16 protein-coding genes are annotated in these 11,522 nt (G+C 53.5%); 10 read left to right on the forward strand and 6 right to left on the reverse strand.

The window, feature by feature from the left end; all coding sequences use genetic code 11:
- The first annotated feature begins 38 nt into the window (after positions 1-38).
- Positions 39-983: a co-chaperone YbbN gene (locus INT19_RS17910; protein WP_193061728.1), complete on the forward strand. Its 945-nt coding sequence runs from the start codon at positions 39-41 to the stop codon at positions 981-983.
- 21 nt (positions 984-1,004) lie between these two features.
- Here INT19_RS17910 and INT19_RS17915 read toward each other — a convergent pair whose 3' ends face one another.
- A complete protein-coding gene (locus INT19_RS17915; RefSeq protein ID WP_193061729.1) occupies positions 1,005-2,168 on the reverse strand; it encodes a MalY/PatB family protein in 1,164 nt (387 codons plus the stop codon).
- Positions 2,169-2,207: 39 nt separating this feature from the next.
- Here INT19_RS17915 and INT19_RS17920 point away from each other — a divergent pair, with 39 nt between their 5' ends.
- From INT19_RS17920 to INT19_RS17945, 6 genes are all read left to right on the forward strand, one after another.
- On the forward strand, positions 2,208-2,639 hold the full coding sequence (locus INT19_RS17920) for a hypothetical protein (RefSeq protein ID WP_193061740.1): 432 nt from the start codon (positions 2,208-2,210) through the stop codon (positions 2,637-2,639).
- A gap of 90 nt (positions 2,640-2,729) precedes the next feature.
- Positions 2,730-3,536 carry a hypothetical protein gene (locus tag INT19_RS17925; protein WP_193061730.1) on the forward strand — a complete coding sequence of 269 codons (807 nt, stop codon included), beginning with the start codon at positions 2,730-2,732 and terminating at the stop codon, positions 3,534-3,536.
- A gap of 64 nt (positions 3,537-3,600) precedes the next feature.
- Positions 3,601-4,008 carry an acyl-CoA thioesterase gene (locus tag INT19_RS17930; protein WP_038480812.1) on the forward strand — a complete coding sequence of 136 codons (408 nt, stop codon included), beginning with the start codon at positions 3,601-3,603 and terminating at the stop codon, positions 4,006-4,008.
- A 39-nt stretch (positions 4,009-4,047) separates the two neighbouring features.
- A complete protein-coding gene (locus tag INT19_RS17935; protein ID WP_089039347.1) occupies positions 4,048-4,350 on the forward strand; it encodes a hypothetical protein in 303 nt (100 codons plus the stop codon).
- Positions 4,351-4,362: 12 nt separating this feature from the next.
- The gene (locus tag INT19_RS17940) at positions 4,363-4,884 is read left to right on the forward strand and encodes a DUF501 domain-containing protein (protein WP_193061731.1); all 522 of its coding nucleotides are present in this window, start codon (positions 4,363-4,365) and stop codon (positions 4,882-4,884) included.
- 69 nt (positions 4,885-4,953) lie between these two features.
- Positions 4,954-5,505: an LOG family protein gene (locus INT19_RS17945; protein WP_038480803.1), complete on the forward strand. Its 552-nt coding sequence runs from the start codon at positions 4,954-4,956 to the stop codon at positions 5,503-5,505.
- A gap of 92 nt (positions 5,506-5,597) precedes the next feature.
- Here the strand turns inward: INT19_RS17945 and INT19_RS17950 are convergent, their stop codons facing one another.
- Positions 5,598-6,110, reverse strand: coding sequence for a hypothetical protein (locus INT19_RS17950; RefSeq protein ID WP_193061732.1), 513 nt, complete (start codon positions 6,108-6,110; stop codon positions 5,598-5,600).
- A gap of 48 nt (positions 6,111-6,158) precedes the next feature.
- A complete protein-coding gene (locus INT19_RS17955; RefSeq protein WP_038480797.1) occupies positions 6,159-6,653 on the reverse strand; it encodes a tetratricopeptide repeat protein in 495 nt (164 codons plus the stop codon).
- 251 nt (positions 6,654-6,904) lie between these two features.
- Between INT19_RS17955 and INT19_RS17960 the strand changes: the two genes are divergently transcribed.
- Positions 6,905-7,936 (forward strand): NADP(H)-dependent aldo-keto reductase, encoded by a 1,032-nt coding sequence (locus INT19_RS17960; RefSeq protein ID WP_193061733.1) that lies wholly within the window; start codon positions 6,905-6,907, stop codon positions 7,934-7,936.
- A gap of 104 nt (positions 7,937-8,040) precedes the next feature.
- On the forward strand, positions 8,041-8,823 hold the full coding sequence (yaaA, locus tag INT19_RS17965; protein WP_193061734.1) for a peroxide stress protein YaaA: 783 nt from the start codon (positions 8,041-8,043) through the stop codon (positions 8,821-8,823).
- 9 nt (positions 8,824-8,832) lie between these two features.
- Here yaaA and INT19_RS17970 read toward each other — a convergent pair whose 3' ends face one another.
- Complete coding sequence (locus INT19_RS17970) at positions 8,833-9,408, reverse strand: isochorismatase family protein (RefSeq protein WP_193061735.1); 576 nt, start codon at positions 9,406-9,408, stop codon at positions 8,833-8,835.
- Positions 9,409-9,552: 144 nt separating this feature from the next.
- On the opposite strand from INT19_RS17970, the gene INT19_RS17975 reads away from it, so the two are divergent.
- The gene (locus INT19_RS17975; RefSeq protein ID WP_193061736.1) at positions 9,553-10,398 is read left to right on the forward strand and encodes a Tim44 domain-containing protein; all 846 of its coding nucleotides are present in this window, start codon (positions 9,553-9,555) and stop codon (positions 10,396-10,398) included.
- 102 nt (positions 10,399-10,500) lie between these two features.
- On the opposite strand, the gene INT19_RS17980 is transcribed toward INT19_RS17975, so the two are convergent.
- Both INT19_RS17980 and INT19_RS19555 read right to left on the reverse strand, forming a co-directional pair.
- Positions 10,501-10,689, reverse strand: coding sequence for a hypothetical protein (locus tag INT19_RS17980; RefSeq protein ID WP_089039355.1), 189 nt, complete (start codon positions 10,687-10,689; stop codon positions 10,501-10,503).
- Between the two features lie 533 nt (positions 10,690-11,222).
- The coding region (locus INT19_RS19555; RefSeq protein ID WP_226924713.1) for a hypothetical protein at positions 11,223-11,522 on the reverse strand (300 nt) is incomplete at its 5' end.

Consider the following 11,522-nt stretch of genomic DNA (forward strand, 5'->3'; position numbering starts at 1 on the left):
CATGACGTAATCCATTTCAAGCGATGCAGAGCTTAGCCATGTCCATTATTGACCCCCGTACCGGCAATCCGTTGACCACGGAACCCGCTAGTATCGACAACGAAGAAGCGAGCACAGTTCGCCCTTCCGTAACACCTGAAGAAGTTATTATTGAGCTTAATGCTGGCAATATTCAGCAAGTGCTCGAAGCATCGATGCAGGTGCCAGTGCTACTGGGCTGCTACTCACCTTCAAACGCCAGTGGCAATGCTCTGCTATCGGTGTTGGAAAAGTTAGTTGTCGAATACGCGGGTGCTTTCCTGCTTGGCAAGCTGGATATTGAAGCCAATCCGGAAATCGCTAGCCAGTTAGGCGTGCGCTCAGCCCCCGATGTTAAGCTCGTTAGCCAAGGCGGCTTGGTCGATAGCTTCCAAGGCGTATTACCTGAAAAGGAAGTGCGCGAGTGGCTAAACCGCTACTTCCCAGCCCCAGGTGATGCACCGCCTAGTCCAGAAGATCAAGCCGAAGAGGCATTAGCAGCGGGCGATGCAGCAGGCGCGCGCGAAATCTATCAAACCTTGATTAGCCAGTATCCAGAGCATTACGCCTACCAGATCGGCCTTGCAAGGGCACTCGTGGCTGAAAAGCGCGGAGATGATGCCCGCAGCGTGCTCGACAACTTGCCCCCCGAAGAGCGTGATGCGGCACCTGCCCGCGGTGTGCGAGCCAGTATCGAATTTAGCGAGCAGGCCCTTTCTGTAGAAGAAGTCGCCGCGCTGGGTGATCGCAACGACAGTGAAGCGCGGTACCAGCGTGCACTGCGCCATGTTGCCGATGGCCAATACGAAACAGGCCTTGAGGGGTTGCTTGGTTTGATGAAGGATGACCGCGCCTATAACGACGACGCGGCCCGTAAAACCTTATTGCAAGTATTCGACGCTCTGGGTGCCGACCATCCGCTAACCGTGACCTATCGGCGCAAGCTATTTGCCCTGCTGTATTAATTAGTTACAGGCCAGTACTGATCAGGCTTTCAGCAGCTTATCCATTCTTGCTAATGCCGCTTCCAGTTGCGAAGCGGTAGTACCAAAATTAAGCCGCACGAACCCAGGGCAGCCAAACGCAGCCCCATCAGAAAGTGCCACGCCCGCCCGTTCCAGTAATGCTTTGGCGGGCGAATCGCCTAGTCCCGCCTCGCGCATATCCAGCCACGCAAGGTAAGTAGATTCCGGCTCGCTCATGGTCACTCCCGGCCATAACGCTACCCGTGCCTGCAGCGTAGCGCGGTGATCACGCAGTACCGCTAACAGCGCTTGACGCCAGGGCTCACCTTCGCGATAAGCCGCTTCAGCAGCAACCAGCCCCAGTACATTGCCATCCGGCAAAAAGCCTTTTGTGGCCTCAGCAAAGCGCTTACGCAGCGTAGCATCAGGAATAACGGCACAGGCACTGGTCAGCCCCGCAAGGTTGAACGTTTTTGACGGCGCCCACAGCGTGATCGTTCGTTTAGCCAGTTCCGGGAACATGGCAGCCAGGGGGCGATGTTGGGCTCCCTCGTTTAGCAGCAGATCGCAGTGCAACTCATCAGAGACAACCCATAAATCATGCCGCTCAACGACCGCGGCCAACTTGGTAAGCTCTTGGTCACTCCATACACGCCCTGTTGGATTATGCGGGTGGCACCACAGCAGCAGACGGGTTTGCGGCGTTATCGCGGCTTCTAACGCGTCAATATCCAATTGCCAAGGCTCGCCAGGGGACGCCGGCTCAGCTAACATCGCTTGCTGGGCCAGCCGTCCTGTGCGCTCTGCAACGGCCAGAAAAGGTGGATAAATCGGGGCAATCGTCAGAACCCCTTCACCTGGCTTGGTGAGCGCCATCGCCGCAAAGTGCAACGCGGGCACAACCCCAGGCAACCACTGTTGCCAATCGGGCTGAATAGGCCAATCGTAATGGTGGGCGCTCCACTGGCAGAGGGTTTCGCTTAACGTATCGGGCACTTCACCATAGCCATAGACACCGTGCGCCACCCGAGCACGTAGCGCCTCAATCACGGCGGGCGGTGAGCAAAAATCCATATCTGCCACCCACAACGGCAGTACGTTTGCAGCATAGCGATGCCATTTTTGCGAGGCATAATCCCCTTTTGGAGAGCGTCGCTCGACGGGCGTGGAAAAATCAAACGCCATAATTAATCTCACTTATGTTCTTGGGAGTAACTATTGAGCATGCCGCAAGATGACTTTTATACCAAGATGCGCGCGGGACTACCGGCGTTGTTGCGGCAATGGCGTTCACTTGGCCAAGCCGATACTGACCAACTGGCACTCATTTTGGCTGAAACGGCACGGGTCGCCAAACTAGGCACCCCCGATGAGACGCCAAGCGGTGCCACACTTGAGCAGTGGAGCCGCGAAGAGCATGGCGAGATACCACTCTGGGCACCTCGCACCGCAGTATTTTTGCTCAACCAAATGCCTGCCCGCCCCACCCCACAAAGTGATGCGGAGGCCTGCGCCTGGGCTTACTGCTGGCTGCGCAACCGATCATTTGATTCGCTGCACGCCGCCCATGATGCATTGCCGTCCCACTTAAAAGTGCCGCTCGAAAATGCCTTAGAGGCTGCTTGGCGCGACCAACAAGGCCTACGTCTGGTGTAGCTAGCGAAAATTTCCACTGACGATGTGTGTCACTAACCGCGCTTGCGCACCCGCGACTTTGTGATTTGATAACAGCAAGGAAAACACCGCATGATAGAGGTTCCTCTCACTTGGCAACTGGCAAAACTAGGCCTCTCGATTAGCATGGTGCTCGGGCTTGGTGCCATCGCGGTGCGTGCCAGTCCTCGTATAGCAGGGCTACTGGCGGGTTACCCATTAGGAACCGCGTTAGCGCTGTTTTTTATTGGTTTAGAAATTTCCCCGCTGTTTGCAACTCAAAGCGCGGTACATACACTGGCAGGCTTCACTGCAACAATGGCGTTAGTCGCAGGCTATTTAGTGGCAGGTCGCCAACCAGGATTCAAAGGCATCGCTGGCGGCTTAGCAGGCGGTTTTATTGCGTGGTTCGCGGTTAGCACCGTACTTGCCCAATTCAATTTTACGCGGCTTAGCGGCACGCTGCTGACACTCTGTGCTATCGCTGTGTTCAGCCTGTTATTCCGCAGTATTCCTGATGTAAAAAGTCCCGCCAGTCGCGCCTTTTCGCTTCCCGCACTTGCCGCGCGAGCATGCTTGGCCACCGCCATCGTTTTTGTGATTACCTGGCTCGCGCATTGGCTGCCACCCGCTTGGGCGGGCACACTAGCGGCGTTTCCAGTCACCATGCTGCCTTTTCTGCTCATTCTGCATCTAAACTATGGGTTCGCGCCAGCGGCAACCGTGATCAAACACTACCCTATGGGGCTTGGCTCGTTGCTGAGTTATACGCTATGCGTTTCTTTGACTTACAGCACGTTAGGTCTTTTCTGGGGAACATTAGCGGGGTTCGCAACTGCCACACTGTGGCTACTTGGCTGGATGCAGTTCTCCGCCTGGTATCAACGTCGCGCCACTTGACCAAGCGCTCGCTAGGGGTAATTCTGGTTAACCTGAATTGCTAATAACCAATAAGGATGACCTGATGTTCACCCGTATGATTGAGCCAGCTTTTTACGACACCGATGCGCTAGGCCATATTAACAATACCCGTCTGCCAGCTTGGTTTGAGTTGGCACGTAACGACTTATTCAAACTATTTACGCCAGACCTCAACCCTAAACAGTGGCGTTTGATTATGGCGCGGATGGAAGTCGATTACCGTGCTGAACTGTTCTACGGCCACGACATCGAATTACGTACCTATTTGACACGTTTAGGTACCAGCTCGTTTACAGTGACTCAGGAGGCGCGCCAACATGGCACGCTGACTAATGTGGGGCATACCATACTGGTGCAATACGACCATCAAGAAAAGCGTGCGGTACCTATTGAAGGTGATTTGCGTGATGCGCTATCCGCACACTTACACAGCGCGCCAACGCCGGCTTAATTCACTCCCCTCCGTTCGGCGGGGCGCTGGGAGATCCCCATGGCAATCCGTTATAATCTTTGGATCGATCCGGATAATACGGCGCAGCACCGCGCCGTTGAAGCCGACCTTGAGCGCTATTTTATGGAGCGCTTTGCAGACTACCCGCATATCCGCTTGTTCGGCGCAGATCCTTACGATTATGATGCCCCGTTCAATCGGCTTTACGATGTGTTAATGGCGCGGGCCGCAGAGTACTGCGAGCGGACATGGTGCTATGTGGCGTCTCCCGAGCAGTTGAACCGCTGCTTCTTCCGTGCTGTTGGCCGCTCAAATAAGTTTATTCAAGATGACCGACAGTGAGATACCCACGTAATGGTAATTCGTACCGACCAAGTTCCCAATGAGCGCCAGCTAGCTATTATCACTCAACAGCTCGGGCGTCCTCCCCGCGGTATTGAAGCCGTTGCGGCTACCGATGCCCACGGCACTCCGCTTGTGCTGCGTATGGCGCCGATTGTCGATGGCAAACCGTTTCCCACCCTTTACTGGCTATGCTCCGATCTGCTCAAAATTGAGATCTCACGGATTGAAGCCGTGGGTGTCATTAAGTCGCTGGAACAACGCCTTCAGGAAGAACCTGAATTTCTAGATGCTTACCAACAAAGCCATCACGATTACGTTAAAGCACGCTGGGCGTATATGAGTGATGCCCAACGCGATGAAGTCGCTAAGCTTGGCTATAGCGATGTTCTCACCGAACGTGGCGTGGGCGGCATTAGCAACTGGCAACAGGTACGCTGCCTGCACACTCAGTATGCCCACCATTTATGTGGTAATAACGTGATCGGGCAATGGATGGATGAACACTATAACGTTCAGAGCTGCCTAAGCTAACGGCACATTCATGGCTTGATAACTCACCGCTCATTTATAAGCAGCTGATCTGTCATAAGGACGCTTACCATGGCACGAATTTGTGTATACCTCGGCTCGCGTGAAGGGAACACCCCTGCTTTTCGCCAAGCCGCCAACACGCTTGGCACCGCCATTGCCGACCGCGGGCACACGCTTGTTTATGGCGGTGCACGTATTGGTTTAATGGGGGCACTCGCCAATGCGACGCTGGATGCAGGCGGCAAAGTGATTGGCGTGATGCCAGATCACCTTGTTGAGCGCGAGCAGGCACACTTTGGCTTGACTGAGCTTATACGCGTGCCAAATATGCACGAACGCAAAGCGACTATGGCCGCCAATGCTGACGCTTTTATTGCCCTGCCTGGCGGCATAGGCACCTTTGAAGAGCTGTTTGAAATCTGGACCTGGGGCTATTTAGGGCTTCACGAAAAACCCATGGGTCTACTCGACACCGATGGCTTTTATGCTCCACTGCTTACCTTTTTGGATAGCACCGTCAGCCACGGCTTTTTGGCCCAAACAACACGCGATATGTTGATGGATGCGCCCACGCCCAACCAACTACTGGCTGCATTAGAAACACAGCTTGATTCAGCGTAAACCGGCTGTATTAAAGAGATATAGTAAAGGCAAGTACTTAAGGGCAGCGTTTAAAACCAGTACTTAAGACCCGTCTAAGAACGCTCCCAGCATCAGCGCTTAGTGCCTTCAGTTAGCATAAAGGTACGCTGATAAGTGAGCTGTAACAGACGAGCATCTTCGCCCGCGCGATGACGGTGTATACCACGTTCAGCGATGACAGCTTCCTTTGTGTTACTCCACAATGCTTGCTGCTCTTCGCTGAGCAAAATCCGTAATGCTTCTAAACGAAAGCGCGGCAGCATTCCCGCATGGTGAAACAGCAGCGATAGCCAGGTGTTATCGTATCCCCAACTATCACTATAGGCTTTGCCTATGTCACGCAGTTCGTCGTTTAACCACTGTGCCACTTGGCGCACAGGGTGGCCTTCTCGCTGTAAGCGAGCTCGGGAAATTCCGTGTAAAAGTTCAGCTTTGGAGTCCCAATGCGTCCACTCCTCCAACGGCTGAATGAGAAACGCGCAGCAGCTACCGTCGGCACGAGCAATGCCAACTTCAATAGGATAGCTGCCGCGCCCAAATCCGGACGCTTCAATATCTAGCACTGTCGGTAGCGTCTCGGACACTGATTTCCTCATTCACTGATCTCAGCGGCCAAACCACTGACTTATCTTCTAGGCTGCCGCCATTTCCGTCGTTGACTGACGATCAGCCAAGCGTTGCCAATAGGCTGCTTGCTCGCCGTCTACTGCCAAGCCTAGCTCACCTAACCGATAGGCGCGCGCTAGTCGCTCTGCGGCCAAATAATGGCCTGATTGGGCAGCTCGGGCATACCACGTCACCGCGTAATCCTCGCGCCGCGGGTACTGAACACAGCCATGCTCATGAATTTGCGCTGCTTGATACTGTGATCTTATATCACCAGCCTGAGCCGCCTCTAACACATAACGCGCGCCACGCGCCTTATCCTGCGGTGACAGGCTGCGATGAAACAGCATGTGACCGTAGATCGACTGCGCGTCCGGATGCCCCGCTTCTGCACAGCGTTTAAACAAGCGCATCGTCAAACGTTGGGTACGCGGCGAACGCGGCAATAACCAGCGAGTATGAAACAGCTGTTCGGCTAGGCGAAACTCTAACCGGGTAAACAAAGTTGATGCCTGCGGCATGGCAAACCACCCTGCCTATCTGTTGAGATCTTCGGCTAGCCATCGTTCCTGCGATTTGACCGCTAACCATACGATTAACCAGCGCTAGGCTGGTCGATGGGCTGGCAAGCATACGCCTGCCTTTGCGCTTACTCAACCCTATTGATTTGCTGCTTTTGTAGCGCCTCGCTAACATGCCTGTCACGCGCCGTTATTAGCGGCGTTTATCACCGAATATCCTGAGGCAATTTCGCTTCATTGAGGAGACGATAATGCAAACGCGCCCACTGGGTAGAACCGGGATGGAGGTCAGCCGACTTTGTTTAGGCACCATGACCTTCGGCGAACAAAATAGTGAAGCAGAAGCCCACGAGCAGCTTGATCGCGCAGTCGCTTTTGGCATCAACTTTATTGACACCGCTGAAATGTATCCGGTTCCACCAAAGGCTGAAACGCAAGGGCTTACAGAGTCTTATATTGGCAGTTGGCTGAAAGCCCGTAGTGCCAGAGACGATGTCATTATTGCCACCAAAGCCGCAGGCCCTGGCTTAGACCATATTCGTGGTGGTCCAAGAATGACTCGTGACCATCTACATCAGGCTGTTGAAACCAGCCTTGCACGGCTCAACACTGACTATATCGATCTCTATCAATTGCACTGGCCAGATCGCAAAACCAACTTTTTTGGCCAACTGGGTTATGCCCATGAAGAGCAAGAAGACGCAACACCGCTAGAAGAAACACTGTCAGCACTAAAAGAACTTGTTGATGCCGGAAAAGTACGCGCCATAGGCCTTTCTAATGAAACGCCGTGGGGAGTTATGCGCATGCTGCAGTTATCTGAGCAGTTGGGGCTGCCACGGGTAGCGTCTATTCAAAATCCCTATAACTTGCTTAACCGTTCGTTTGAAGTCGGTCTCGCTGAGATAGCTCACCGTGAAGACGTGGGCTTACTCGCTTACTCGCCGCTGGGCTTTGGTGTGCTGTCGGGTAAGTACCTTGATGGTGCACAGCCGCCGAAAGGGCGCTTGACGCTCTATGAGCGGTTTAAACGCTATACCTCGCCAGAAGCAGAAGCGGCAACACAGGCGTACGTTCAACTGGCCAGGGAGCATGACTTGGATCCTGCCCAAATGGCGCTGGCATTTGTGAACTCTCGTCGCTTCCTGACCAGCAATATTATTGGCGCCACCACGATGGATCAGCTTGAAAGCAACCTCGACAGCGAGAGCCTTAAGCTGGATGAAGAAGTGCTCACCGCAATCGACGACATCCATCGTAGGATGCCTAACCCCTGCCCCTAATCACGTTTTCACTATCAAACCGATAGCCTCGGCCATCGCCGAGGCTTGGTATAATCGCATCAGTTACTTCTTCCTCTTTTCTGTCACGGCATAAGGAGCACGCCATGCTGAGCGTTATTTCCCCCGCCAAAACGCTAGACTTTGAAACACCCTCAACAACCGATAAAGTCACTCAGCCCAACTTTCTCGACCATAGCCAACCATTAATTGAGATTCTGCGCGATTATTCACCACAACAACTCAGCGATCTAATGGGCATCAGCGATAAATTGGCGGGCCTTAACGCTGCCCGCTTCGCTGACTGGCAACCACCGTTCACCTTGGATAATGCCAAGCCAGCGGTTCAGGCTTTCCAAGGAGATGTCTACACAGGGTTGGAAGCCAACACCTTTAGCGATGACGACAATCTTTTTGCCCAGCACCATCTGCGTATTCTATCGGGGCTATACGGCTTGCTACGTCCGCTGGATCTGATCCAGGCCTACCGGCTGGAGATGGGCACCAAACTGCCCAATGACGCTGGCAAGGACCTTTACGCCTATTGGAAACCAACGTTAACGCAAGCTCTTAATAGCGCCATTGAAGAAAGTGGCTCAAACGTACTGGTCAACCTTGCATCTAACGAATACTTCAAGGCGATCGATACGAAGAAGCTAGCCGCTCGAGTCATCACCCCCGTTTTCAAAGACGAGAAAAACGGCTCGTTCAAAATCATTAGTTTTTATGCAAAAAAAGCCCGCGGCTTGATGAGTGCATGGATTATCCAGCAACAAATCAACGATCCCGAGCAACTCACTGCTTTTGACGTGGCTGGGTATCGGTTTGATCCTGCGGCCTCTCAAGGTGACACCTTAGTGTTCACCCGTAACGAAAATGCTCGTCAATGAACGCGCTCATTAGAAAAAAGTCACAGCGCGCGGCGAGCGCGGCTTTAGAAAGCGTTGGTGGACATCTTTGAACAGTGGCGTATCACAGCGATATAGCCATTCATAGGCAACCATGTCTGCTGTCACCGCCACCGCTCCGTTAGCACAAGCGCGCTCCCGAGCAAGGCGGGCCTCATCACTGCGACGGCTCGCCGTCGCTTCGCTCAGCCAAAACACTTGATACCCCGCCTCTAACAAGCCAAGCGCGCTTTGCAAAACGCAGATATGAGCTTCAGTGCCGCAAATAATCACTTGTTTGCACCCCTGTTCTGCAAGCGTTTCAGCAAACTCAGCCTCTTCCATTGCGCTGAAATGATGCTTTTGCCAAATGCGATGATCGCCTAGTGCATTTAATAACTCAGGGGCAGTACCACCGAGCCTCTCTGGATACTGTTCCGTTAGCCAAACAGGTACTTTTACTGCATTAGCAACACCAGCCAACCAGGCAGCCTCTTCAATCGCTGATTGGCCTCCATCAATCACGGGCAAAAGTCCCGCTTGAAAGTCGACAATTAGTAACAAACTTTGAGCTTGATGTAAGCGCACGTTTTCACCCTCTTTTTGTCGTTATACACAACAACACCTTAACCCGTTTCCCCACTTACACGGTAAACTTGTCACTGCTTATTTCCTACACGCCTCTCCCGAGGTGGATAACCTTAATTACTGCATCTCTCATGGAGAATCAGAATGTTACGACAGTTTTTTGCCATGTTCCTGGTCAGCGTTATAGGCATAAGTGCCGCCGTTGATTATGCCGAAGCACGACGCTTAGGCGGTGGTAGCAGTATGGGTAGTGTTTCTCGCTCGGCGGATAAGCCCGCCAGCACTCCGGCACAACAACAAGCTCAGAGCACTCAGCAACAAGGCCAAGCTACTGCCGCTCGTCGTGGTGGTATGGGCGGCATGGTGGGAGGCCTGCTGGCCGGAGGTTTACTAGCAGCCCTCTTCTTCGGCGGCGCCTTTGATGAGCTACGCCTTATGGACATATTGCTAATGGCTGGAATTGTTGCCTTAGCAATCTTCGCTTTCCGTGCCTTTATGCGACAGCGACGCCCAGCATCAGCCACGGTGGCAGGCTATCAGCGTGAACACCAGGAGACTCAGCACACACCGAGCAGCTTCACCGCAGCACCTGGCAGTTTGGCGAGCAGCTTACAGAGCACGCCTGCTTGGTTCGATAAAGAGCGCTTTTTGGGCGGTGCCAAAGAGCACTTTATGACGCTGCAACGTGCCTGGGACAATAATGATCTGCCCCAGATTCAAGAGTATGTAACGCCAGAATTTTACAACTTGCTACGTAAAGAGCGTGCCGAGCAGCCTGCCAATAATCGTACCGAGGTGGTACGTCTGTTTGCTGAACTAGGCGATATCAATGAGTACGATGGCTATGCCGAAGCCAGCGTTATTTTCCACGGCATTTTGGAAGAGAACGGCGAGCAAACCGAGTTCAACGAAACATGGCACCTGACTCGCAGTTTGCGCGATCAAGCGCCCTGGTACCTACAGGGTATTGAGCAAAATCCGGGTTCATAGCCCCTGATCAGTTAGCATGACTGCCTTAGAACGCAAAACAGCCGCTTCTTAGCGGCTGTTTTTATATCGATACGTATCAATACACGGTGAAGAGGCGCTCGCTTACTCCTTAGCAGACTCTTCGATATTCTCGCCCATCTCTTCTAGGCTTTCGCCCGCATCTTCCATGCTCTCATCAATATTTTCACCTGCTTCTTCAGCAGGGCCCTGATTATCACAGGCAGCTAGGCCGCCCATCATCATGGCCATCAGTAGCGCAACCGCAAGCTTCTTCATCAACGGGGTACTCATATCGCTTCTCCTCCTGAGATGCTGCTTGAATGATAGGTACCCGCTCATACTAGTTGCTAGGCAGCATTTCCGCCACCAAGGACCAGTAACTCCCTGTTATTTAATTTATTAAAACGGTTGCTTTAAGGAAGTTCTATGCACTTCTCCGCGCCACCCTCGTCATTCCCGCAGGCCCTTAGCGGGAATCCATGTTGGGCTGGGATTTCGGGCTGCTACAGGTCAAGGTCAAGGTGGATTCCCGATAACCCCGCTCGGGAATGACGGTGCAATGGCTCAGGAATGACGTGTGGCGACTTGAGCATGACGTGCGGTGCACGCTTCGGGAGGTGGCCGCTTTATACCTCCGCGCCACCCTCGTCATTCCCGCAGGCCCTTAGCGGGAATCCATGTTGACCTGGGATTTCGGGCTGCTACAGGTCAAGGTCAAGGTGGATTCCCGATAACCCCGCTCGGGAATGACGGTGCAATGGCTCAGGAATGACGTGTGGCGACTTGAGCATGACGTGCGGTGCACGCTTCGGGAGGTGGCCGCTTTATACCTCCGCGCCACCCTCGTCATTCCCGCAGGCCCTTAGCGGGAATCCATGTTGGGCTGGGGTTTCGGGCTGCTGCAGGCCAAGGTCAAGGTCGATTTCCGATAACCCCACTCGGGAATGACGGCGTAGTGGCTCGGGAATGACGGTGCGGTGATTCGAGTGTGACGTGCGGTGCATGCTTCGGGAGGTAGCCGCTTTGTTATAGGGGCTAGGAAGTGTTTTTTTCTTCCGCGCAAACAAAAAACCCAGCCGATTGGCTGGGTTCTTTGTTAAATAAGTGCCTGACGATGACCTACT

The sequence above is a fragment of the Halomonas sp. 3A7M genome, assembly GCF_014897875.1.
In the GTDB taxonomy this organism is placed as follows: Bacteria; Pseudomonadota; Gammaproteobacteria; order Pseudomonadales; family Halomonadaceae; genus Vreelandella.

Coding starts and splice junctions, on each gene's coding strand:
- INT19_RS17910 (WP_193061728.1), top strand. CDS start 39: ATGTCCATTATTGACCCCCGTACCGGCAATCCGTTGACCACGGAACCC.
- INT19_RS17915 (WP_193061729.1), bottom strand. CDS start 2,168: ATGGCGTTTGATTTTTCCACGCCCGTCGAGCGACGCTCTCCAAAAGGG.
- INT19_RS17920 (WP_193061740.1), top strand. CDS start 2,208: ATGCCGCAAGATGACTTTTATACCAAGATGCGCGCGGGACTACCGGCG.
- INT19_RS17925 (WP_193061730.1), top strand. CDS start 2,730: ATGATAGAGGTTCCTCTCACTTGGCAACTGGCAAAACTAGGCCTCTCG.
- INT19_RS17930 (WP_038480812.1), top strand. CDS start 3,601: ATGTTCACCCGTATGATTGAGCCAGCTTTTTACGACACCGATGCGCTA.
- INT19_RS17935 (WP_089039347.1), top strand. CDS start 4,048: ATGGCAATCCGTTATAATCTTTGGATCGATCCGGATAATACGGCGCAG.
- INT19_RS17940 (WP_193061731.1), top strand. CDS start 4,363: ATGGTAATTCGTACCGACCAAGTTCCCAATGAGCGCCAGCTAGCTATT.
- INT19_RS17945 (WP_038480803.1), top strand. CDS start 4,954: ATGGCACGAATTTGTGTATACCTCGGCTCGCGTGAAGGGAACACCCCT.
- INT19_RS17955 (WP_038480797.1), bottom strand. CDS start 6,653: ATGCCGCAGGCATCAACTTTGTTTACCCGGTTAGAGTTTCGCCTAGCC.
- INT19_RS17960 (WP_193061733.1), top strand. CDS start 6,905: ATGCAAACGCGCCCACTGGGTAGAACCGGGATGGAGGTCAGCCGACTT.
- yaaA (WP_193061734.1), top strand. CDS start 8,041: ATGCTGAGCGTTATTTCCCCCGCCAAAACGCTAGACTTTGAAACACCC.
- INT19_RS17975 (WP_193061736.1), top strand. CDS start 9,553: ATGTTACGACAGTTTTTTGCCATGTTCCTGGTCAGCGTTATAGGCATA.
- INT19_RS17980 (WP_089039355.1), bottom strand. CDS start 10,689: ATGAGTACCCCGTTGATGAAGAAGCTTGCGGTTGCGCTACTGATGGCC.